The sequence below is a fragment of the Streptomyces sp. NPDC096176 genome, assembly GCF_044763255.1.
In the GTDB taxonomy this organism is placed as follows: domain Bacteria; phylum Actinomycetota; class Actinomycetes; order Streptomycetales; family Streptomycetaceae; genus Streptomyces.
Genome location: NZ_JBIWFV010000019.1, coordinates 16,041 through 35,741 on the forward strand (window position 1 = coordinate 16,041; position 19,701 = coordinate 35,741).

The window sequence follows — 19,701 nt, forward strand, 5'->3', positions numbered from 1 at the left end:
TGTGCCGGGGACTCTAGCGCGGGCGCGGATGATCCGGCAGGGGGAGGTTGTCCACAGGGTCTCTCCGCGTGCTGCCCTGGCCAGTAATCTCAGCGCCCATGGAGCAGAGGCATCTCGGCCGTACCGGCCTGCGCGTGTCCCGGATCGGACTCGGCACCCTGACATGGGGCCGGGACACCGACGAGCACGACGCCGCCGACCAGTTGAAGCTCTTCTGGGAGGCGGGCGGCACGCTGGTCGACACCGCGGATGTGTACGGCGGCGGGGAAGCGGAGTATCTGCTCGGGCAGCTGGTCGAGCGGCTGGTGCCTCGCAGCGACCTGGTCATAGCCACGAAGGCCGGCAGCGTGCCGGACCCGGACCGCCGCTTCGACGGCTCGCGCGGTCATCTGCTCGCCGCGCTGGACGCGTCGCTGTCGCGGCTCGGGACGGACTACGTGGACCTGTGGCAGGTCCACGCCTTCGACCCGGACACACCGCTGGACGAGACGCTGCAGGCCCTGGACATCGCCGTCAGCAGCGGGCGTGCGCGGTACGCCGGCGTGTCGAACTTCTGCGGATGGCAGCTGGCCAAGGCGGCGACCTGGCAGCTGGCCGCTCCCGGGATGCGCACACGGCTCGCGAGTACGCAGATGGAGTACTCGCTGCTGCAGCGGGGTGTGGAGCGGGAGGTCCTGCCCGCGGCACTCGACCTCGGCGTGGGGCTGCTGCCGTCGTCGCCGCTGGGGCGCGGCGTGCTCACCGGGAAGTACCGGACGGCCACGCCGGCCGACTCCAGGGGCGCGTCGGAACAGATGGCGCCCTTCGTGGAGCCGTACCTGGACGAGGCCGCGAGCCGCATCGTGGACGCGGTCACCACAGCGGCGGACGGCCTCGCGGCCACACCGCTGGAGGTGGCGCTTGCGTGGGTGCGCGACCGGCCCGGGGTGGCCGCCCCCATCGTCGGCGCGCGCAACGCGCAGCAGCTCGCGGCGGCGTTGTCAGTGGAGGCGCTTAGTCTTCCTGACGAGATCTGCCGGGCGCTCGACGATGTGTCGGCACCGGTGCACCACTATCCGGACCAGGACTGGAGCACGCTGTGACCGCGTCTTCCCGGGGCACGCCCCCCGGCCCCCCGGCCGAGCCCGACCCCGTCGGCCTCACCCCGCCAGGACCCGCCGACCCGGCTGCCACGGGCTCGGAGGACGGGCTTGCCGCGAAGGACGCGACGGACGATGCGGCGGAGCGCGGCACGGTGACCGACGACGAGGGCGCCGCGGGCGAGGCGGACGCGGGCGGGAGCCCCGGCTTGGCGAACGACGCCGAACCGGCTGAAGGAGCGGCCGACGGGACCGACGACGAACCGGCAGAGCACGGCCCGGCGGCCGACGACGAGGACGCCGCGGGCGTGGGCCATGAGCCGGACAGCGGCGCCGAAGGGGGCGAAGGGGGCGAAGGGGGCGAAGGGGCGGCGGCCAAGGGTGCGGAGGTCAGCGAGGCCGAGGCCGAGATCGCCGCGCAGAAGGCGTTGAGGGCTCGGATCGAGCAGCGGAAGGCCGAGAAGGACGGGCCGTTGCCCAGCGGGGGGAAGCTCAGCGGCAAGGCCGCGGATCTGCTCGCCGCGGTGCGGGCAGTGGAGAGCGGCGAGAAGCGCGCGGCGTACTTCGGGTCGCCCGCGCCGGAGCCCCGGCGCGCCGCTCCTGTCGCCTCGCCGCCGGTCCGGGTCGCGAAGGCGGCCGAACCGGCGGCTGTCGCAGCGACTCCGGAGACCGTCGCCGCCGTGCGGGCGGTGCTCACGAAGGGCGGAGCGCCCGAAACCCTCGCAGGGCAGGTCGCGGAAGTCCTCGGCGAGACGGCCGCGGACATGCTCGAAGAGGACCCCTGGCAGCTGCTGTCCGTGCCGGGTGTACGACCCGAGCAGGCGGACGGCTTCGCCCGCGCGCTGCTCGGCGGGGACACAGGACCCGGCGACGAGCGGCGCACGTCGGCGCTCGTGCTCTGGCTGCTGGAGCGCGCCGCACTCCAGGGGCACACGGCCCTCGAGGCTCCGGCCGTACGCTCCGCGCTCGCCGAGCGGTCCGTGCCGGACCCGGACGAGGCCGTGCAGCAGGCCGTCGCCGACGGTGCCGTCCTGGTCTTCCAGGACGGACTGGAGGAAGGCGAGGGGGGCGAGGAGGACGCAGGGGCGGCGGAGGCCGTACAGGTCCTGCTGGGGCTCGACCGGTACGCCATGGCGGAGGAGAGCCTCGCGGACGGGCTGGCCAGGCTGGTCAGGACCGGCCCGGCCGATGTCTGGGACGGGCCCGAGCTCGTCCGGGCAGCCGCGGGGCATGGCCTGGTCGTGCACACGGGCGGCGAGGCGGCGCGGGCCGAGCCCGTCGCCCTCGTGGAGACGGCCCGGCGGCTGGGCCTTCGGGCCGCCGTGGCGGTGCACGGGGAGAACGGCCGCCGCAGGCTGGGCCCGGACGTCGACGGCGTGACCGTCGCCGCTCTGCTCGCGGGCTTCGCCGGCCCCGGCCGGGACGAGGACGGCGCGTTCGCACTGGATCTGCTGGTCGTACTGGACGCGCCGCAGCTCGACATCGAGACCGCGGCACTGCTGGTGGAGTCGATGCCGGACGGCAGCCGGCTGGTCCTCAGCGGCGACCCCAGTGTGCTGGGCGGTGCCGGAGCGGGCCGGGTGTTCGCGGATGTCCTGGCCGCCCGGGTGTGCCCGCAGATCGCGTCCCGCACGCCCGATCCCGGGCCGATCGGCGAGCTGCTGTCGGGCGTCGGCGTCGGAGAGCTGAACCAGGTGGCCGCCCCCGGCAAGGAGGTCGTGATCGTCCCGGTGCGGGACGCCGGCGAGGCCGTGCACCGTACGGTCCAGCTGGTCGCCGACTCGGTGCCGCGGGCCATCGGGGTGCCGGCCGAGCAGACCCAGGTGATCACTGTGGGCCACGGTGGATCCGCAGGCTCCCGCGCGCTCAACGCGGCGCTGAAGCAGCGCCTCAACCCGGGCGACGGGCGTTTCGCCGGCTTCGACCCGGGCGACCGGGTCGCCTACGCGCAGGCCCTCGGCCGGACGCTGACCGGAACGGTCGTCTCCGCGGACGCCGACGGCCTGCATCTCGACTGCGACGGCATCCAGGTCGTGGTGCCCAAGGACCGCGTCGAATCGGTCCTGCGCCACGGCTGGGCGATGACCGCACATCAGGCGGCGGGCATGCGGTGGCCTGCAGTGGTCGTCGTCCTGCCGGGCGACGCCGCTCAGGGGCTGAGCAGGCCATGGGTGTACACCGCGTTCGGCCGCGCCGAGCGGCACCTGTCCGTGGTGCACGGCGTGGACCAGGCGCTGCCGCGCGCTGTGGCGGAGGTGCCGACAGCCCCGCGCACCACTCGGCTGCGGACTCTGTTGGAGGGCCTGCTGGCCGATCCCGCACCTCAGGCGCAGCAGCCGCCGACGGACGCACCGTAACGCCCCCGGCCCGGGACGACCGCCGAAGGTCGTCCCGGGCCGGGGGCCGGGTCATGCGCACGATGTCCGTACAGCCGGGTCAGGACTCCCCTTCGAGATCCATCCGTTCCTCGCGCAGCTCGTCCTCGTCGAAGACCGAGCTGACGTCGAAGCGGCAGACGACGCGTTCCGGGTCCGCCTGGTCGAAGGGGACGCTCAGCCACTCCCCCGGCTCGGGAAGTTCGTCTGCCGCGGACACCCACAGGGTGGAGTCGCCCTCCTCGAGGCCGAACTCCTTGTGTCGCGAAGCGATCTCGTCGGGTTCGTACTCCCCGAAGAGCACCCCCAGGGCCGAGTGCACGCTCGTACCGACGACCGGGACGTTCACCCCGCGCTGGTCCTCGTCCTCCTCGATGTCGGCGATGCGCTGCGCCTGCGCGAGCAGTCTCTGCGGCTCCACCACCGCGTAGTCCCGGCGGATCAGCACGCTCAGCGCGTTCGGCTCCTCCGGGCCCGCATACGGTGGCAGCGAGTCATCAGCGCCAGGAATCTCGAAGGGTGTGACCTCGTCGTACCGGTCGTAGAGCCGCTCGTCGTACGCCTCGGCCGCCGCGGCGAGTGCGTTGAACGCGTCGTAGACGGCCGGGTCGTCGTCGCCCGTGCGGTTCTCGACCGCCTCGAGGTGACGGTCCAGTGCGGCTTTGACCGCCTCGGCGGCGGCACGTACCTCGGCAGCGGTGGGCTGCGCAGCATCAGACATAGTGCAGACGCTATCCGTACCGGGGCGCTGCACGCACAATAGATGCGATGCCGGAATACGAATTTGTCGACGTTTACGTGCCGCGCGGGGTCTCCCGCAAGGAGGCGACCCGTCTGCTGACCGACCATGCCGAGTACGGACACTGGGAGTTGGACCGACTGACCCTGCACCGGGACGGCAGCCGCAGGGTGCGGCTGCGCCGGCGGATCATCCGCCAGGTGCGCGCCACCTGGTGACGGGAGTGACGGGTGGACGAAGGAGCGGGCCCCGCGACTGCGGGACCCGCTCCTTGGAACACGGCTGTGCCGGGGCCCCTACGAGGGCCCCGGCACGCATGCCTACGCCGCTGCGCGGGCGCGCCGGTACAGCACCGTTCCGGCCAGCAGCAGGCCGATGCCCGCCGGAGCCAGCACGTCGAGCGTGCCGATGCCGGTCTCCGCGAGCTCGCCCCCGCCACGCGGCGTGACGTTCTGCGGGCCGGGGGTGTTCGGCGCCTCCGGAGTCTCCGGGGTTCCCGGGGTCTGCGGCGTCTCCGGGGTTCCCGGGGTCTGCGGCGTCTCCGGGGTTCCCGGGGTCTGCGGCGTCTCCGGGGTTCCCGGCGTGCCCGGCTCCTCCGGCGTGCCCGGCTCCTCGGGCGTGCCCGGCTCCTCGGGCGTGCCCGGCTCCTCGGGCGTGCCGGGCTCCTCCGGGCTGCCGTCCGAGCCGTTCACGCACTCGTTGCCGAACGTCGGGTTGAGCAGACCGCCGACGTCCACGGTGTTGCCGCAGGCGTTGACCGGTACGTGGACCGGCGCCTGGATCTGGTTGCCCGAGCCGACGCCGGGCGAGTTGCTCGCCTCGCCCTCGGCTCCGGAACCACCGCCGCCGTTGCCGTCCGAGCCGGACGTGTTGGCGCAGGTGTTCCCGAAGGCCGGGTTGAGCAGCCCGACGATGTCCACGGTGTTGCCGCAGATGTTCACCGGAACGTGCACGGGCGCCTGGATCGAGTTCCCGGACAGCACGCCGGGGGAGTTCGATGCTTCCCCGCTCGCTCCGGCGTCCGCCTGCGCGTAACTGCCGCCGAGGGCGAGTACCCCGCCCGCGGCCGCCACGGTGATCAGGCCTTTGCGCGTGACCTGTCGCATGTCTTGTTGCCTGCCTTCCAGCTTCACGAATGCCCCTGGCCACATGCCGAGGGGTCGAGGAAGCGGTCGGCCCCGGAGTGCAGGACACACACTCCGGAGCCGCCCGAATTCAAGCCCTGGTCCCGTGGGACCGGCTCACAACGTCACACGTTGGCGCACTCGTTGCCGAAGGCGGGGTTCAGCAGGCCGATGACGTCGACCGTGTTGCCGCACAGGTTCACGGGCACGTGGGCCGGCACCTGAACCAGGTTGCCCGACAGGACGCCGGGAGATTCCGCGGCGGCACCCTGGGCACCGGAGTCGGCCATGGCCATGCCCGCACCGGCGAGCAGCAGACCACCGGCGGCGGCCGCAGTCGCGACGACCTTCTTGATCATTATTCCTCCTGTTGGCAAATGCGATCCCAGCCGCGGACCGCATCACCTGTAACGAGGAGGAAGCAGCGGGGCTACGAGCCGTCACCCCCATTCACTCTTTCAAGTCACAAACGCACGCGCAGACGAATATCGGAGCGTTCCGAGCTGCCCCACGCCGCGCACCCGCGGACCGTTTCAGCACTGGTCGATGAACCGGTCGAGGACCCGCACGCCGAACTTGAGGCCGTCCACCGGCACCCGCTCGTCCACGCCGTGGAACATGCCGGCGAAGTCCAGCTCCGGCGGCAGCTTGAGCGGCGCGAAGCCGAAGCAGCGGATACCGAGATCGTCGAAGGACTTGGCGTCGGTGCCGCCGGAGAGCATGTACGGCACGGCCCGTGCGATGGGGTCCTCGGCCTTGAGCGCGACCTGCATCGCGTCGACGAGCGCGCCGTCGAAGCTGGTCTCCAGCGCCTTGTCGCCGTGCACGTCCTCACGCTTGACGCGGGGGCCGAGCAGCCGGTCGAGGTCAGCGAGGAACTCCTCCTCGTAGCCCGGCAGGAAGCGTCCGTCGACATGGGCGGTGGCCTGCCCCGGGATGACGTTCACCTTGTAGCCGGCGCCGAGCATGGTGGGGGCCGCTGAGTTGCGCAGGGTCGCGCCGACCATCTTGGCGATGCCGCCGAGCTTGGCGAGGGTGGCGTCCATGTCCTCCGGGTCGAGCGGGGTACCGAGCGCGTCGGAGAGCTCGTCGAGGAAGGACCGGACGGTCTTGGTGACCCTGACCGGCCAGGTGTGGCGCCCGAGGCGGCCGACGGCCTCGCACAGTTCGGTGATGGCGTTGTCGTTGTTGGTCATCGACCCGTGGCCCGCCGTCCCTTCCACGGTCAGGCGCATCCAGTGCATGCCCTTCTGCGCCGTCTCCACGAGGTAGAGCCGCAGGTTCTCGTTGACGGTGAAGGAGAAGCCGCCGACCTCTCCGATGGCCTCCGTGACCCCCTCGAACAGCCCCGGGTGCTTGTCGACGAGATACCGGGCGCCGTAGGTGCCGCCCGCCTCCTCGTCGGCGAGGAAGGCGAGGACGATGTCGCGCGGGGGCTTGCGGCCGCTGCGCAGCCGGTCCCGTACGACCGCGAGGGTCATGGCGTCCATGTCCTTCATGTCCACCGCGCCCCGGCCCCAGACGCAGTCGTCCGCGACCTCACCGGAGAACGGGTGGTGGGTCCAGTCGTCCGCGTTGGCGGGCACCACGTCGAGATGACCGTGGATGAGGAGCGCGGGCCTGGACGGGTCCTCGCCCTCGATGCGGGCAACGGTGGAGGCGCGGCCCTTGTGCGACTCGAGGATCTGCGGCTCGAGGCCGACTTCGGCGAGCTTTTCCGCGACGTACTCGGCCGCGGCGCGCTCTCCGGGGCCGGAGTGGTCGCCGTAGTTGCTGGTGTCGATCCTGATCAGCTCACGGCAGAGATCGACGACCTCGTCCTCGCCCGTTACCGCCCGGGCCGTGTTCGACTCGCTCACGCTGATTCCTCCCGCTGTCGCTGCTGGTGGTCGGCCCATCCTCTCGCCATCGTGCCTCTCGGCCCAAGGGCGGCCGCCGGCCACAGGGGCGAGGGCGTGCCGAGGGCTGATCGAGGGGGTGATCGAGGGGGGTCGAATGTTTGCTATGGTTTTCCACGTCGGAACGGCCCAGGGCCGCGAGACAGACACCTTGTCCGGGTGGCGGAATGGCAGACGCGCTAGCTTGAGGTGCTAGTGCCCTTTATCGGGCGTGGGGGTTCAAGTCCCCCCTCGGACACCAGCAAGGTCCCCACGGAGTTCCGTGGGGACCTTTGTGTTTGCCGACGATCCTCCCCGACCCAAAGGTGGAGCCCATGGGATTCGTTCTGGTGGCGGGCGCCATCGTCTCCGAGGTGATCGGCACGCTGGCGCTCCGGGCGTCGTACGGGCTGAGCCGTCCCGGACCGACCGTGCTGGTCGTGGTCGGTTACGCGGCGGCGTTCGTCATGCTGGCGCAGGCACTCAAGACGCTGAACGTGGGGCCCGTCTACGCGATCTGGTCCGGCGTGGGCACGGTGGGGGCGTTCGTGGGCGGCGTGCTGCTCTTCGACGAGCCCGTGAAGCCCGCGACGCTGATCGGTATCGCGCTGGTGGTCATCGGGGTGGCCGTGATGTATCTCGGCGGCATGAAGCACTGACGGCCGCATACAGTCTCGTCGGTGAGACGCAGAAACAGGGCGGCGCCGCCTGCCCCGCTCCCCCAGCGCGACGGTGTCGACCCGGTGCGGCTGCGGCTGCCGGAGGACCCGGACGGCACATGGCCCACGGTGCGGGACCATCTGCTGGCCCGGTACGCGGGCGCGGTAGGCGGTGGGCGGGTCGAGGAGATGCTGCGGGACGGACGCTTCGTCGGCGAGAGCGGTCCGGTGGCCGGGGACGAGCCGTACACCAACGGCCGGTATCTCTGGTTCCATCGGGACTTCGCCGTCGAGGAACGGGTGCCGTTCGACATCGGGATCGTTCACCGTGACGAGCACGTCGTGATCGCCGACAAGCCGCACTTCCTGGCGACCGTGCCGCGCGGCAGTCATGTGAAGGAGACGGCGCTGGCCCGGCTGCGTCGCGATCTGGATCTGCCCGCGCTCCAGCCCGCGCACCGGCTGGACCGGCTCACGGCGGGTCTGGTGCTCTTCGTCGTACGGCCCGGGGACCGGGGTGCGTACCAAACCCTGTTCCGTGACCGGCAGGTGAAGAAGGAGTACGAGGCGATCGCGCCGTACGACCCGGCGGTGGCGCTGCCGCGCACCGTGCGCAGCCGGATCGTCAAGGAGCGCGGCGTGCTCGCGGCCATGGAGGAGCCGGGAGAGCCGAACAGCGAGACCCGCGTGGAGCTGCTCACCGAACGCGAAGGGCTCGGCCGGTACCGGCTGGTGCCGGCCACCGGCCGTACCCATCAGCTGCGGGTCCACATGAGCGGCCTGGGGCTGCCCATCCTGAACGACCCACTGTTTCCCGTCGTGCTGCCCGAGGGGCCGGAGGACTTCTCGCGTCCGCTGCAGTTGCTGGCGCGCGTGCTGGAGTTCACCGACCCGGTCACGAAGGAGCAACGCCGGTTCGAGAGCCGGCGAGGTCTCGCTCAGTGGCCCCGGTCGACCCATTCCTGAAAGTGGGGCGCCTCGGCCCCGATGGTGCTCGTGTCGCCGTGACCGGTACGGACAACGGTCTCGGGCGGCAGCGTGAGCAGCCGGTCCCGGATCGAGTCGATGATCGTCGGGAAGTGGGAGAACGACCGGCCGGTCGCTCCGGGGCCGCCCTGGAAGAGCGTGTCTCCGGTGAAAACGCTGGTGAGGCCGGGGGCGTGGAGGCAGACCGCTCCGGGGGCGTGCCCCGGGGTGTGCAGGACGGTCAGATCGGTACCCGCGACGGTGAGCACCGCTCCGTCGGCGAGGTCGCCGTCGGGGGCGCGGTCGGGGTGGGTCTGCTTCCACAGGGGCAGGTCGTCGGGGTGGAGCAGGACGGGCGCGCCCGTGGCCGCGGCGAGCGCCGGGGCGGCGTCGATGTGGTCGTTGTGCGCGTGTGTGCAGACGACGGCGCGCAGGGTACGGCCGCCGAGCGCGGCGAGGATCGCGTCGGCGTCGTGGGCGGCGTCGATGACGATCGCCTCCGTGTCGTCGCCGACGATCCAGACGTTGTTGTCGACGTCCCAGGTGCCGCCGTCGAGCGAGAAGGTGCCGGAGGTGACCAGGTGGTCGATGCGGGCGGTCATCAGAAGACCACCACCGATCGCAGCACATCGCCCTCGTGCATGCGGGCGAAGGCCTTCTCCACGTCGCCGAGACCGATGGTCTCGGTGACGAAGGCGCCGAGGTCGATCCGGCCCTGCTGGTGCAGGTCGATGAGCATCGGGAAGTCGCGCGAGGGCAGACAGTCGCCGTACCAGGAGGACTTGAGGGCGCCGCCGCGCCCGAAGACGTCCAGCAGAGGCAGTTCGAGCTTCATGTCCGGGGTGGGGACGCCGACAAGGACGACGGTTCCGGCGAGGTCCCTGGCGTAGAACGCCTGCTTGTACGTCTCCGGGCGGCCGACGGCTTCGATCACGACGTCCGCGCCGAAGCCGCCCGTCAGCTCGCGGATGGCCTCGACGGGGTCGGTGCTGCGCGAGTTGACGGTGTGGGTGGCGCCCATCTTCTTCGCGGTGGCGAGTTTGCGGTCGTCGATGTCGACGGCGATGATCCTGGCCGCTCCGGCGAGCCGTGCGCCCACGACGGCCGCGTCGCCGACGCCGCCGCAGCCGATGACGGCCACACTGTCGCCGCGGCCGACCTGGCCGGTGTTGACGGCGGCGCCGATGCCGGCCATCACGCCGCAGCCCAGCAGGCCCGCGACGGCCGGGGAGACCTCGGGGTCGACCTTGGTGCACTGTCCGGCGGCCACCAGGGTCTTCTCCGCGAAGGCGCCGATGCCCAGTGCCGCCGACAGCTCGGTGCCGTCCGCGAGTGTCATCTTCTGCCGGGCGTTGTGGGTGTCGAAGCAGTACCAGGGCCGTCCGCGCTCGCAGGCGCGGCAGCGGCCGCACACGGCACGCCAGTTGAGGATCACGAAGTCCCCGGGCCGGACGTCGGTGACACCGTCGCCGACCGACTCGACGACGCCGGCCGCCTCGTGGCCGAGCAGAAACGGGAAATCGTCGTTGATCCCGCCCTGCTTGTAGTGCAGATCGGTGTGGCAGACCCCGCAGGCCCGCACCTCCACCACAGCCTCGCCCGGACCCGGGTCGGGGACTGTGATCGTCTCCACCCGTACCGGCTCGTCCTTCCCGGGTGCGATCACACCTTGCACCTGCTGCGGCATCGCAGAACCTGCCCTTCCTCGCGCAGTTGACGTCGCCACCCACTATGGCCCGTGCGCGGCCGCGGAGGCCCTGATCGGCGGGACGGGCGTACGCGCGCCGGGCACGACGAGGCCCCCGCGGGATGTCCCGCGGGGGCCTCGTCGTCGGGGTCAGAGCTGCTTGTTCGCGGCAGCAGTGGCGGCGACCCGCTTGCGGACCAGGAACCAGCCGCCGACGAGCGCGGCAGCGATCAGCGGCAGGCAGTTGACGGTGGTGCGGGAGATGCCTTCGTCCATCCACATCAGGACGACAACGGAGGCGAGGAAGAACAGCGTCACGATCTGCGTGTACGGGGCCCAGGGAAGCTGGTAGGCCGGGCGGGTCACCCGGCCGTCCTTGGACCGGTGCCAGAACAGCAGCGAACAGACCATGATCATCGACCAGGTGCCGATGATGCCGATGGAGGCGAAGTTCAGCACCAGTTCGAAGGCCTCGCCGGGCATGACGTAGTTGAGCAGGACGCCGAGGACACCGAAGGCGGCGGTGAGCAGGATGCCGCCGTAGGGCACGCCGCCCTTGTTCATCACACCGGTGAACTTGGGCGCGGAGCCGGACATCGACATGGAGCGCAGGATGCGGCCCGTCGAGTAGAGGCCCGAGTTCAGGCTGGACAGGGCGGCGGTCAGGACGACGAGGTTCATCACGCCCGCCGCGCCCGGGATGCCGAGCTTGTCGAAGACGGTGACGAAGGGGCTCTGGTCGCCGGAGTAGGCGGTGTACGGGAGCAGCAGCGCGAGCAGCACGACCGAGCCGACGTAGAAGAGTCCGACACGCCACATGATCGAGTTGATCGCCTTCGGCATGATCTTCTCGGGGTTCTCGGTCTCACCGGCGGCGACGCCGCACAGCTCGACGGAGGCGTAGGCGAAGACGACGCCTTGGATCAGCAGCAGCATCGGCATGACACCGCTGGGGAAGATGCCGCCGTTGTCGCCGATGGTGGCGAGGCCCGGGGTGTGACCGCCGATGTCGTGCGAGGTCACGATCAGGAAGATGCCGATGAGCATGAAGACGACCAGGGCGGCGACCTTGATGATCGCGAACCAGAACTCCATCTCGCCGAAGTACTTCACCGAGATGAGGTTGGCGGTGAGGACCACGGCAAGCGCGATCAGAGCCAGCACCCACTGCGGGATGTCGCTGAACATCGCCCAGAAGTGGGCGTAGGTCGCGGCCGCGGTGATGTCGGCGATGGCGGTCGTCGACCAGTTGAGGAAGTACAGCCAGCCGGCCGTGTAGGCGCCCTTCTCGCCCATGAACTCGCGGGCGTACGAGACGAACGCGCCGGAGGAGGGGCGGTAGAGGACGAGCTCGCCGAGCGCGCGCACGACGAAGAAGGCGAAGACGCCGCAGACCGCGTAGGCGATGAAGAGCGACGGGCCTGCGTTGGCCATACGGCCACCGGCGCCGAGGAAGAGCCCCGTACCGATGGCGCCGCCGATGGCGATCATGTTGATGTGCCGCGACTTGAGGTCCTTGCGGTACCCGGCGTCACCGGCGTCTACGTGGGGGGAACCCGTCGCGCTGGCGACAGGCGTGTCGGCCGCAGCCATGGTGCGGTCACTCATTGAGGTCGTTCGCCTTCGTGAGGGGGTGTGCGGTACCCGGCCTGCGCCGGCGCCTTCCCGGGGGTGAAGGAAGGGAGCGCCCTGACCTGGCTTCCGGGCATGAAAAGGCCCAAGGCCTCATAGTCGGGGCACCCTTGGATTTTGGCAGTGGCGAACCTCACTCAGATATACATCTGAGGTATTTCAGAGGTTTCGACAAGGTGAACCAAGGGTGTCATGGATTTCAGGGCGCGAGGACGTCCAGCTCCTGGAGGGCTCCGACGGCGATCTCACGGGTGAGCCGCTCGGCTCTTTCCGCGTCGCCTTCGCGAACGGCCTCGGCAACCTGGACGTGCAGCGTCACGGCCGCCGGGTCCGGGTCGTCGAACATCACATGGTGGTGGGTGCGGCCGGCGAGTACCTCGGCGACCACGTCGCCGAGCCTGGCGAACATCTCGTTGCCGGAGGCGTTGAGCACGACCCGGTGGAAGGCGACGTCATGCTCCAGGTATCCCTCGAGCTGATGGCCCCGCGAGGTGGCGACCATGCCGAGGGCCTCCTCGGTCAGCGCAGCGCACTGCTCTGGGGTCGCGTGGACGGCGGCGAGGCCGGCCGCGACCGGTTCGATCGCGGAGCGCAGCACGGTCAGGGAGCGCAGCTGGCGCGGGCGGTCGGCGCCGGCGAGCCGCCAGCGGATGACGCGCGGGTCGTAGACGTTCCACTCCTCGGTGGGGCGCACGGTGACGCCGACACGGCGCCGCGACTCCACCAGGTGCATGGACTCGAGGACGCGGACCACTTCGCGGACGACGGTGCGGGAGACGTCGAAGCGCTGCGCCACCTCGTCGGTACGCAGCACGCTCCCCTCCGGGTACTGGCCCGCGGTGATCGCGAGACCGAGGGTGTCGAGCACATGGGTGTGAAGCCCTCGGCCTTCTGTGGTCATGCGCAAAGCCTACGGCGCGTGGATCACGACCACGGCCGCGAGAACAAAAAGTATGACGTTTATGCCTCAGACTCTTGAATACGTCGTACCTAATAGGTTTCAGTAGCGCGACGGACCGATGTCGAATGTCGACGAAGACAGCGAGGCACGCAATGAGCACCCCCCACGTCGTCGTGGTGATGGGCGTGGCAGGAACCGGCAAGACCACGATCGGCCCCCTGCTCGCCGCCGCCCTGGGCGTCCCGTACGCCGAGGGCGACGACTTCCATCCCCCGGCCAACATCACCAAGATGTCGGCCGGCACCCCGCTGGACGACGCCGACCGCCGGCCCTGGCTGGACGCCATCGGCGAATGGGCACACGGCAGGGCGGGGCTGGGCGGAGTGGTCTCCAGCTCGGCGCTCAAGCGTGAGTACCGCGACCGGCTCAGGGCGGCAGCGCCCGAGGCCGTGTTCCTGCACCTCACCGGCTCCCGCGAACTCATCGAGCAGCGGATGAGGGAGCGCAAGGGGCACTTCATGCCCACCGAGCTGCTGGACTCGCAGTTCGCGACACTCCAGCCGCTGGAGGAGGACGAGGCAGGCGTCGCCGTCGATGTGTCCGGCACCCCCGAAGAAATCACCGAACGAGCCGTCGCCGCGCTGCGCCGACTCGCAAGCTAAGGAATCACCGTGACCAGTCTCAGCGTCGAGATGCTGGCAGCGGAGGCCGCCGAACCGATCACCTCGGCGGGCAACGCCCAGCTCGGCATCGCCGTCCTCGCGGGCATCGCCGTCATCGTCCTGCTCATCACCAAGTTCAAGCTTCACGCCTTCCTGGCGCTGACCATCGGGTCGCTCGCGCTGGGCGCGTTCGCCGGTGCGCCCCTGGACAAGACGATCACCTCGTTCACGCTCGGCCTCGGCTCCACCGTGGCGGGCGTCGGCGTGCTGATCGCGCTGGGCGCGATCCTGGGCAAGCTCCTCGCCGATTCCGGCGGAGCGGACCAGATCGTCGACACCATCCTCGCCAAGGCGGGCGGACGTGCGATGCCGTGGGCGATGGTGCTGATCGCCTCGATCATCGGACTGCCGCTCTTCTTCGAGGTCGGCATCGTCCTGCTGATCCCCGTTGTCCTCATGGTCGCCAAGCGCGGCAACTACTCGCTGATGCGGATCGGCATCCCGGCCCTCGCCGGACTGTCCGTGATGCACGGCCTCATACCGCCGCACCCCGGCCCGCTGGTCGCGATCGACGCCATCGGCGCCAACCTCGGCGTCACCCTCGCCCTGGGCCTCGTCGTGGCCATACCGACGGTGATCATCGCCGGTCCGGTGTTCTCCAAGTACGCCGCCCGCTGGGTCGACATCCCGGCGCCCGAGAAGATGATCCCCCAGCGCGCCTCGGACGACCTCGAGAAGCGCCCGAGCTTCGGCGCCACCGTCGCCACGGTGCTGCTGCCGGTCGTCCTGATGATGGCCAAGGCGCTCGTCGACATCGTCGTGGACAACCCGGAGCACGGCGTGCAGCGGGTCACCGACGTCATCGGATCGCCGCTGATCGCACTGCTCGCCGCCGTGATCGTGGGTCTGTTCACCCTGGGCCGCGCGGCCGGCTTCACCAAGGACCGGATCTCCTCGACCGTCGAGAAGTCGCTCGCCCCGATCGCGGGCGTCCTGCTGATCGTCGGCGCCGGCGGCGGCTTCAAGCAGACACTCATCGACATCGGTGTCGGCCAGATGATCCTGGAGTTCTCCGAGAACTGGGCCATCCCGACGCTGCTGCTCGCCTGGCTGATCGCCGTGGCGATCCGGCTGGCGACCGGCTCCGCGACCGTGGCCACGATCTCCGCTGCCGGTCTTGTCGCCCCGCTCGCAGCCGACATGTCGACATCGCACGCCGCGCTGCTGGTGCTCGCGATCGGCGCCGGCTCGCTGTTCTTCAGCCATGTCAACGACGCCGGCTTCTGGCTGGTGAAGGAGTACTTCGGCATGAGCGTCGGCCAGACGATCAAGACCTGGTCGGTGATGGAGACGATCATCTCGGTCGTCGGCATCGTGTTCGTGCTGCTGCTGTCACTCGTGTTGTAGGCGTACCGCTCACGAGCGCGGCGGATCGGGCACGGGCCGGTCCGCCGCGCTCGCCGTCACCACTTCGAGTGGCGGTCGCGCGACCACTGGCGCTCGACCGACCCGGTGCGCATGCCACGTCGTGCCTCCGGGTCGGCGAGCGCCATCGCGATGTGCCCGGCGACGACGATCCCCACGGCGAGCGCGAGCCAGTCGTGGACGAAGGTGGCGCTCGTACGCCACACCAGCGGAGCGAGGTCGGTGAACCACATCAGCAGCCCGGTGCCGAGCATGACGAGGACGGCGCCCGCGATCCATGCCGCATAGATCTTCTGCCCGGCGTTGAACTTTCCCGCCGGCCGGGCGGAGGCCCAGCGGTCGCGGCGGCGCACGGCGCGCAGCCACTCGCGGTCGTGCGGAGCGAACCGGTTCAGCCGGCGCAGATCGGCCCGGAAGGCGCGGGAGCCGAGACCCAGCAGGAACGGCACGGGCAGCAGCAGCCCCGACCACTCGTGGACGGTGACCACGAGGTGGCGGCGGCCGACGAACTCGGCGAGCTGGGGGACGTAGAGGGCGGCGGCGGTCGCGATGCAGAGCAGCGTCAGAGCGGCTGTCGTGCGGTGCACCCAGCGCTCGGCGGGGCTGAATCTCCGTCTGCGGGCGGGTACTTCAGACCGTGGGGGTGTCGGTGCGGCCGTTGGACCGGCCGACCCATGCGTCGACGTCATAGCCCCGCTCCTCCCAGTAGCCGGGGACGACGCCCGGGGTGACGGTGATCCCTGACAGCCACTTCGCCGACTTGTAGAAGTACATCGGTGCCACATAGAGGCGGACCGGGCCGCCGTGTGTGTGGCTGACCGGCTTGTCCTGCATCCGCAGTGCGACGAGTACGTCGTCGCGGCGGGACTGCGAGAGGGTCAGGCTCTCGCTGTAGGTGCCGTCGAAACAAGTGAAACGGATGGCCCGCCCCTCGGGGAGTACGCCGGCGGCGTCCAGGAGATGCGAGAGCTTCACACCTTCGAAAGGTGTGTCCGGCACACGCCACCCGGTGACGCACTGGACGTCCCGTACGACCCGGGTCTGCGGAAGGGACCGCAGGTCGGCGAGTGTGTAGGTGGTGGGGTTGTCGACCAGCCCGTCGATCCTGAGTCGGTAGCTCCGGGCATCCTTGCGGGGAACGGAGGCGGCGACGGAGTAGTAGCGGAAACCGCCTCCGTTCGGGAGGAGTCCGCTGAGCCCGGTCGGGTCCTTGTCGGCCGCCGCCCCGAGGAACGCCTCCATGCCGCGCTGCACGTACGGCGCGGTGGCGACGCCGACGGCACCGAGCCCGAGCATGCCGAGCACAAGCCGTCGGCCGAGGGGGGCGCCGTGCTCTTCGCCCGGCTCGCCGGAAGCAGGGTCGGGCTCGGGGCCGGGTTCGGGGTCGGGGTCGGGCTCGTGAGTCGTCACGCTTCGATTCGAGCACTTGCGCGGGCGGAGGGCCAGGGGGCGGCGCGGGACGTCAGAGTTTCGTCACACACGGGGGGTGCGGGCCCACTGCAGGCGAACCCCCGTTACGCCACCGCGGCCGCCGCCGCCCGCCCCGCCGCGCGACCCGAGAAGATGCAGCCGCCGAGGAAGGTGCCCTCCAGCGAGCGGTAGCCGTGCACGCCGCCGCCTCCGAAGCCCGACACCTCGCCCGCCGCGTACAGGCCCGGCAGCGCGGCGCCGTCCTCCCCGAGCACCCGGGACGACAGATCGGTCTCCAGACCGCCCAGCGACTTGCGGGTCAGGATGTTGAGCCGGACGGCGATGAGCGGACCGGCCTTCGGGTCGAGGATGCGGTGCGGCGTGGCGGTGCGTATCAGCTTGTCGCCGAGGTACTTCCGGGCGCCCCGTACGGCCATGAGCTGGAGGTCCTTCGTGAACGGGTTGGTGACCTCCCGGTCTCGCGCCGTGATCTCGCGGCGCAGCTCCGTCTCGTCGATCAGACCGTCCCCGGTGAGCCCGTTCATGCCGCGCACCAGCGCGCTCAGGTCCTTCTCCACGACGAAGTCCACGCCGTTGTCCATGAACGCCTTGACCGGCGCCGGTACATCCGCCCTCGCCCGTACGAACACGTCGCGGATCGACTTGCCCGTCAGGTCCGGGTTCTGCTCGGAGCCCGAGAGCGCGAACTCCTTGCCGATGATCTTCTGGTCGAGCACGAACCATGTGTAGTCGTGGCCCGAACGCATGATGTGTTCAAGCGTGCCGAGGGTGTCGAAGCCGGGGAACAGCGGCACCGGCAGCCGCTTGCCGCGTGCGTCCAGCCACAGCGACGACGGCCCGGGCAGGATGCGGATGCCGTGCTTCGCCCAGATCGGGCTCCAGTTCTCGATGCCCTCGGTGTAGTGCCACATCCGGTCCCGGTTGATGTGGCTCGCGCCGGCGCGCTCCGCGACGCCGAGCATCAGGCCGTCGACGTGGGCGGGGACGCCGGAGAGCAGCTTGTGGGGAGGGATGCCGAGCCGCTTCGGCCATTGGGCGCGGACGAGATCGTGGTTGCCGCCGATCCCACCGGAGGTGACGATCACCGCCTGCGCCCGCAGTTCGAAGGCGCCGACGGCCTCCCGGCCGCTCGCCGCGCCGCGCTCGGCGTCCGACGGCTCGAGGATCTCGCCGCTCACCGTGTCGAGGCTGCCCGCACTGCTGCCCAGGCCGGTGACCCGGTGCCGGAACTTCAGCTGCACCAGCCCTCGTGCGACTCCCTCCCGCACCCGCCGCTCGAAGGGGGCGACGATGCCGGGGCCGGTGCCCCAGGTGATGTGGAAGCGGGGGACGGAGTTGCCGTGGCCGTTCGCGTCGTAGCCGCCGCGCTCGGCCCAGCCCACGACGGGGAAGAACCGCACACCCTGGGCGTGCAGCCAGGACCGCTTCTCCCCCGCGGCGAAGTCGACGTACGCCTCTGCCCACTTGCGCGGCCAGCGGTCCTCGTCACGGTCGAAGCCTGCCGTGCCGAGCCAGTCCTGGAGCGCGAGCGCATGGCTGTCCCTGATCCGCATCCGGCGCTGCTCGGGCGAGTCGACGAGGAACAGGCCGCCGAAGGACCAGTGGGCCTGCCCGCCGATGGACTGCTCCGGCTCCTGGTCGAGAAGGATGACCTTCCGTCCGGCGTCGACGAGTTCGGCGGTGGCCACGAGGCCCGCGAGGCCGGCCCCGATCACGATCACATCAGCGTCGTACGCCATGGGCTTCCATCCTTCGTCGGGCGGGTGCCCCGATCTTCGGTACGGCTCAGTAACAAGTCAATCCCTGTCGGTGCGGTGCTTGGATGAGCGGCATGAGCGCTGAGGAGATTCTCGACATCGTCGACGAGCACGACCGCGTCGTCGGCCGGGCGCCGCGCGGCGAGGCGTACGCCAGGGGGCTGCGCCACCGGTGCGTGTTCATCCTGGCCAGGGACACGACGGGGCGGATCTTCGTGCACCGGCGCACCCCGACGAAGCTGGTCTTCCCCTCCCGGTACGACATGTTCGTCGGCGGAGTCGTGGGAGCGGGCGAACGGTACGACGAGGCGGCGCTGCGCGAGGCGGAGGAGGAGCTGGGGGTGCGCGGACTGCCCAGCCCCGTACCGCTGTTCAAGTTCCTCTACGACGGTGGCGGCGAACCCGCACAGACCTGGTGGTCGTACGTGTACGAGGTCCGCTGCGCGCTGCCGGTGGATCCGCAGGCGGAGGAAGTCGCCTGGCACGCCTTCCTCTCCGAGGCGGAGCTCGAGGCGCGGCTCGGCGAGTGGGACTGGGTACCGGACGGACTGGCCGCCTACGAGCGGCTCAAGGTGCACCGGGCGGGCCGGGGTCATGGGTGAGGCCGGTGGCCGGGCCGCCCGTGCGGAGCCGCGGGTAGTGTGCGCTGCGTGAGCGACTTCGTACAGAGCCTGCGGCTGTGGTTCGCGCCCCGGCGGCTCGAGGAGGAGGGCGAGACCCCCGACTACCGGTTCTCGCTCGCGAACGAGCGGACCTTCCTCGCCTGGCTCCGTACCGCGCTGGCGCTCATCGGCGGCGGCTTCGCGGTCGATCAGTTCTTGCCGGATCTGCGCTGGGGAGTGCGCGCCGGGCTGGCGCTCGCGCTGATCGGGGCCGGCGCGGCGTGCGCCGTGCGGGCCGTGAACCACTGGGTGCGGTGCGAGCGGGCGATGCGCCGCGGCGAGGACCTGCCGACGTCCCGGTTCCCGGCGCTGCTCGCGGTGGTGATCGCCGTCGTGGCGATCGCGATGGTGGTGGTGGTCGTGGCGCGGGGTGAGGTGTGACGGCTCCCGAGCGCGATCCGGGGCTGCAGCCGGAGCGGACCCGGCTGGCGTGGCGCCGCACCACGCTGTCCTGCACGGTGGTGGCGGTGCTGGCGGCCAGGCAGGCGGCGCAGGAGGCGGTGCTCGCGGCGGGACTCGGCCTCGTCGCGTGGTTGGGATTCCTGGCCGTCGCCCACCGGCGCATCGGCGCGATGGAAGCGGCCCGGCCGACGGCCATGGCGGCGCGGGGGGCGATCGCGGCCGTGGTGTGCGTCCTGGCTTTGGCGGCCTTCGCGGTGGCGATCGTGGTGTGACGCGGCGCGTGCGCAGATGTCCCCCTGGGCGAGCGTTCGTTTCCTGGTGAG

General features: G+C 70.8%; 21 protein-coding genes and 1 tRNA gene. 11 read left to right on the top strand and 11 right to left on the bottom strand.

Annotated elements, in window-relative coordinates; genetic code table 11:
* Positions 1-98: 98 nt before the first annotated feature.
* Both ACIQ7Q_RS32825 and ACIQ7Q_RS32830 read left to right on the top strand, forming a co-directional pair.
* Complete coding sequence (locus ACIQ7Q_RS32825; protein ID WP_403870393.1) at positions 99-1,082, top strand: aldo/keto reductase; 984 nt, start codon at positions 99-101, stop codon at positions 1,080-1,082.
* Positions 1,079-3,436, top strand: coding sequence for a helix-hairpin-helix domain-containing protein (locus tag ACIQ7Q_RS32830; RefSeq protein WP_403870396.1), 2,358 nt, complete (start codon positions 1,079-1,081; stop codon positions 3,434-3,436). The genes ACIQ7Q_RS32825 and ACIQ7Q_RS32830 overlap by 4 nt, the downstream gene beginning before the upstream one ends.
* Positions 3,437-3,515: 79 nt before the next feature.
* Here the strand turns inward: ACIQ7Q_RS32830 and ACIQ7Q_RS32835 are convergent, their stop codons facing one another.
* The gene (locus ACIQ7Q_RS32835; protein ID WP_403870399.1) at positions 3,516-4,175 is read right to left on the bottom strand and encodes a hypothetical protein; all 660 of its coding nucleotides are present in this window, start codon (positions 4,173-4,175) and stop codon (positions 3,516-3,518) included.
* A gap of 47 nt (positions 4,176-4,222) precedes the next feature.
* On the opposite strand from ACIQ7Q_RS32835, the gene ACIQ7Q_RS32840 reads away from it, so the two are divergent.
* A complete protein-coding gene (locus ACIQ7Q_RS32840; protein ID WP_100106356.1) occupies positions 4,223-4,411 on the top strand; it encodes a DUF5703 family protein in 189 nt (62 codons plus the stop codon).
* A 102-nt stretch (positions 4,412-4,513) separates the two neighbouring features.
* On the opposite strand, the gene ACIQ7Q_RS32845 is transcribed toward ACIQ7Q_RS32840, so the two are convergent.
* From ACIQ7Q_RS32845 to ACIQ7Q_RS32855, 3 genes are all read right to left on the bottom strand, one after another.
* The gene (locus ACIQ7Q_RS32845) at positions 4,514-5,299 is read right to left on the bottom strand and encodes a chaplin family protein (RefSeq protein ID WP_403870401.1); all 786 of its coding nucleotides are present in this window, start codon (positions 5,297-5,299) and stop codon (positions 4,514-4,516) included.
* A 143-nt stretch (positions 5,300-5,442) separates the two neighbouring features.
* Complete coding sequence (locus ACIQ7Q_RS32850) at positions 5,443-5,676, bottom strand: chaplin (protein WP_403870403.1); 234 nt, start codon at positions 5,674-5,676, stop codon at positions 5,443-5,445.
* A gap of 174 nt (positions 5,677-5,850) precedes the next feature.
* Positions 5,851-7,176 (bottom strand): M20/M25/M40 family metallo-hydrolase, encoded by a 1,326-nt coding sequence (locus ACIQ7Q_RS32855; protein WP_403870406.1) that lies wholly within the window; start codon positions 7,174-7,176, stop codon positions 5,851-5,853.
* A 192-nt stretch (positions 7,177-7,368) separates the two neighbouring features.
* Between ACIQ7Q_RS32855 and ACIQ7Q_RS32860 the strand changes: the two genes are divergently transcribed.
* The 3 genes from ACIQ7Q_RS32860 to ACIQ7Q_RS32870 all read left to right on the top strand — a co-directional run bounded on the left by ACIQ7Q_RS32860 (position 7,369) and on the right by ACIQ7Q_RS32870 (position 8,819).
* Positions 7,369-7,456 (top strand) — tRNA-Leu (locus ACIQ7Q_RS32860).
* 73 nt (positions 7,457-7,529) lie between these two features.
* Positions 7,530-7,853, top strand: a complete 324-nt coding sequence (locus ACIQ7Q_RS32865) for a DMT family transporter (protein WP_403870409.1) — start codon at positions 7,530-7,532, stop codon at positions 7,851-7,853.
* A gap of 21 nt (positions 7,854-7,874) precedes the next feature.
* Positions 7,875-8,819, top strand: a complete 945-nt coding sequence (locus ACIQ7Q_RS32870) for an RluA family pseudouridine synthase (protein ID WP_403870412.1) — start codon at positions 7,875-7,877, stop codon at positions 8,817-8,819.
* Here the strand turns inward: ACIQ7Q_RS32870 and ACIQ7Q_RS32875 are convergent.
* The 4 genes from ACIQ7Q_RS32875 to ACIQ7Q_RS32890 all read right to left on the bottom strand — a co-directional run bounded on the left by ACIQ7Q_RS32875 (position 8,792) and on the right by ACIQ7Q_RS32890 (position 13,039).
* Positions 8,792-9,421, bottom strand: coding sequence for an MBL fold metallo-hydrolase (locus ACIQ7Q_RS32875; RefSeq protein ID WP_403870415.1), 630 nt, complete (start codon positions 9,419-9,421; stop codon positions 8,792-8,794). The genes ACIQ7Q_RS32870 and ACIQ7Q_RS32875 overlap by 28 nt on opposite strands.
* Entirely contained in the window at positions 9,421-10,506 is a 1,086-nt protein-coding gene (locus ACIQ7Q_RS32880) for an S-(hydroxymethyl)mycothiol dehydrogenase (RefSeq protein ID WP_403870417.1), read from the bottom strand. Before ACIQ7Q_RS32880 ends, ACIQ7Q_RS32875 begins: the two co-directional genes overlap by 1 nt.
* Positions 10,507-10,656: 150 nt before the next feature.
* Entirely contained in the window at positions 10,657-12,114 is a 1,458-nt protein-coding gene (locus tag ACIQ7Q_RS32885; protein WP_403870420.1) for an amino acid permease, read from the bottom strand.
* Positions 12,115-12,337: 223 nt separating this feature from the next.
* Positions 12,338-13,039, bottom strand: a complete 702-nt coding sequence (locus ACIQ7Q_RS32890; protein ID WP_403870423.1) for a FadR/GntR family transcriptional regulator — start codon at positions 13,037-13,039, stop codon at positions 12,338-12,340.
* Between the two features lie 152 nt (positions 13,040-13,191).
* On the opposite strand from ACIQ7Q_RS32890, the gene ACIQ7Q_RS32895 reads away from it, so the two are divergent.
* Positions 13,192-13,701: a gluconokinase gene (locus tag ACIQ7Q_RS32895; protein ID WP_403870426.1), complete on the top strand. Its 510-nt coding sequence runs from the start codon at positions 13,192-13,194 to the stop codon at positions 13,699-13,701.
* Positions 13,702-13,710: 9 nt separating this feature from the next.
* Entirely contained in the window at positions 13,711-15,108 is a 1,398-nt protein-coding gene (locus ACIQ7Q_RS32900; protein WP_403870429.1) for a gluconate:H+ symporter, read from the top strand.
* A gap of 56 nt (positions 15,109-15,164) precedes the next feature.
* Here ACIQ7Q_RS32900 and ACIQ7Q_RS32905 read toward each other — a convergent pair whose 3' ends face one another.
* The 3 genes from ACIQ7Q_RS32905 to ACIQ7Q_RS32915 form a co-directional block, all read right to left on the bottom strand.
* Entirely contained in the window at positions 15,165-15,815 is a 651-nt protein-coding gene (locus ACIQ7Q_RS32905; protein WP_403870432.1) for a cytochrome b/b6 domain-containing protein, read from the bottom strand.
* A complete protein-coding gene (locus ACIQ7Q_RS32910) occupies positions 15,757-16,422 on the bottom strand; it encodes a molybdopterin-dependent oxidoreductase (protein ID WP_403870602.1) in 666 nt (221 codons plus the stop codon). The genes ACIQ7Q_RS32905 and ACIQ7Q_RS32910 overlap by 59 nt, the downstream gene beginning before the upstream one ends.
* Positions 16,423-16,640: 218 nt before the next feature.
* Entirely contained in the window at positions 16,641-18,296 is a 1,656-nt protein-coding gene (locus ACIQ7Q_RS32915; RefSeq protein ID WP_403870435.1) for an FAD-binding dehydrogenase, read from the bottom strand.
* An 83-nt stretch (positions 18,297-18,379) separates the two neighbouring features.
* On the opposite strand from ACIQ7Q_RS32915, the gene ACIQ7Q_RS32920 reads away from it, so the two are divergent.
* Genes ACIQ7Q_RS32920 through ACIQ7Q_RS32930 form a run of 3 tightly spaced genes read left to right on the top strand, consistent with a single transcriptional unit; the run spans position 18,380 to position 19,650 of the window.
* Positions 18,380-18,916, top strand: coding sequence for an NUDIX domain-containing protein (locus ACIQ7Q_RS32920; protein ID WP_403870438.1), 537 nt, complete (start codon positions 18,380-18,382; stop codon positions 18,914-18,916).
* 48 nt (positions 18,917-18,964) lie between these two features.
* The gene (locus tag ACIQ7Q_RS32925; protein WP_403870441.1) at positions 18,965-19,357 is read left to right on the top strand and encodes a YidH family protein; all 393 of its coding nucleotides are present in this window, start codon (positions 18,965-18,967) and stop codon (positions 19,355-19,357) included.
* Positions 19,354-19,650 carry a DUF202 domain-containing protein gene (locus ACIQ7Q_RS32930; RefSeq protein ID WP_403870444.1) on the top strand — a complete coding sequence of 99 codons (297 nt, stop codon included), beginning with the start codon at positions 19,354-19,356 and terminating at the stop codon, positions 19,648-19,650. The genes ACIQ7Q_RS32925 and ACIQ7Q_RS32930 overlap by 4 nt, the downstream gene beginning before the upstream one ends.
* The last annotated feature ends 51 nt before the right edge of the window (positions 19,651-19,701 follow it).

Excerpts from the sequence above, each read along its gene's own strand:
- ACIQ7Q_RS32825 (WP_403870393.1), top strand. The coding sequence starts at position 99 with ATGGAGCAGAGGCATCTCGGCCGTACCGGCCTGCGCGTGTCCCGGATC.
- ACIQ7Q_RS32835 (WP_403870399.1), bottom strand. The coding sequence starts at position 4,175 with ATGTCTGATGCTGCGCAGCCCACCGCTGCCGAGGTACGTGCCGCCGCC.
- ACIQ7Q_RS32840 (WP_100106356.1), top strand. The coding sequence starts at position 4,223 with ATGCCGGAATACGAATTTGTCGACGTTTACGTGCCGCGCGGGGTCTCC.
- ACIQ7Q_RS32845 (WP_403870401.1), bottom strand. The coding sequence starts at position 5,299 with ATGCGACAGGTCACGCGCAAAGGCCTGATCACCGTGGCGGCCGCGGGC.
- ACIQ7Q_RS32850 (WP_403870403.1), bottom strand. The coding sequence starts at position 5,676 with ATGATCAAGAAGGTCGTCGCGACTGCGGCCGCCGCCGGTGGTCTGCTG.
- ACIQ7Q_RS32865 (WP_403870409.1), top strand. The coding sequence starts at position 7,530 with ATGGGATTCGTTCTGGTGGCGGGCGCCATCGTCTCCGAGGTGATCGGC.
- ACIQ7Q_RS32875 (WP_403870415.1), bottom strand. The coding sequence starts at position 9,421 with ATGACCGCCCGCATCGACCACCTGGTCACCTCCGGCACCTTCTCGCTC.
- ACIQ7Q_RS32880 (WP_403870417.1), bottom strand. The coding sequence starts at position 10,506 with ATGCCGCAGCAGGTGCAAGGTGTGATCGCACCCGGGAAGGACGAGCCG.
- ACIQ7Q_RS32885 (WP_403870420.1), bottom strand. The coding sequence starts at position 12,114 with ATGAGTGACCGCACCATGGCTGCGGCCGACACGCCTGTCGCCAGCGCG.
- ACIQ7Q_RS32890 (WP_403870423.1), bottom strand. The coding sequence starts at position 13,039 with ATGACCACAGAAGGCCGAGGGCTTCACACCCATGTGCTCGACACCCTC.
- ACIQ7Q_RS32895 (WP_403870426.1), top strand. The coding sequence starts at position 13,192 with ATGAGCACCCCCCACGTCGTCGTGGTGATGGGCGTGGCAGGAACCGGC.
- ACIQ7Q_RS32905 (WP_403870432.1), bottom strand. The coding sequence starts at position 15,815 with ATGACGTCGACGCATGGGTCGGCCGGTCCAACGGCCGCACCGACACCC.
- ACIQ7Q_RS32910 (WP_403870602.1), bottom strand. The coding sequence starts at position 16,422 with ATGCTCGGGCTCGGTGCCGTCGGCGTCGCCACCGCGCCGTACGTGCAG.
- ACIQ7Q_RS32915 (WP_403870435.1), bottom strand. The coding sequence starts at position 18,296 with ATGGCGTACGACGCTGATGTGATCGTGATCGGGGCCGGCCTCGCGGGC.
- ACIQ7Q_RS32920 (WP_403870438.1), top strand. The coding sequence starts at position 18,380 with ATGAGCGGCATGAGCGCTGAGGAGATTCTCGACATCGTCGACGAGCAC.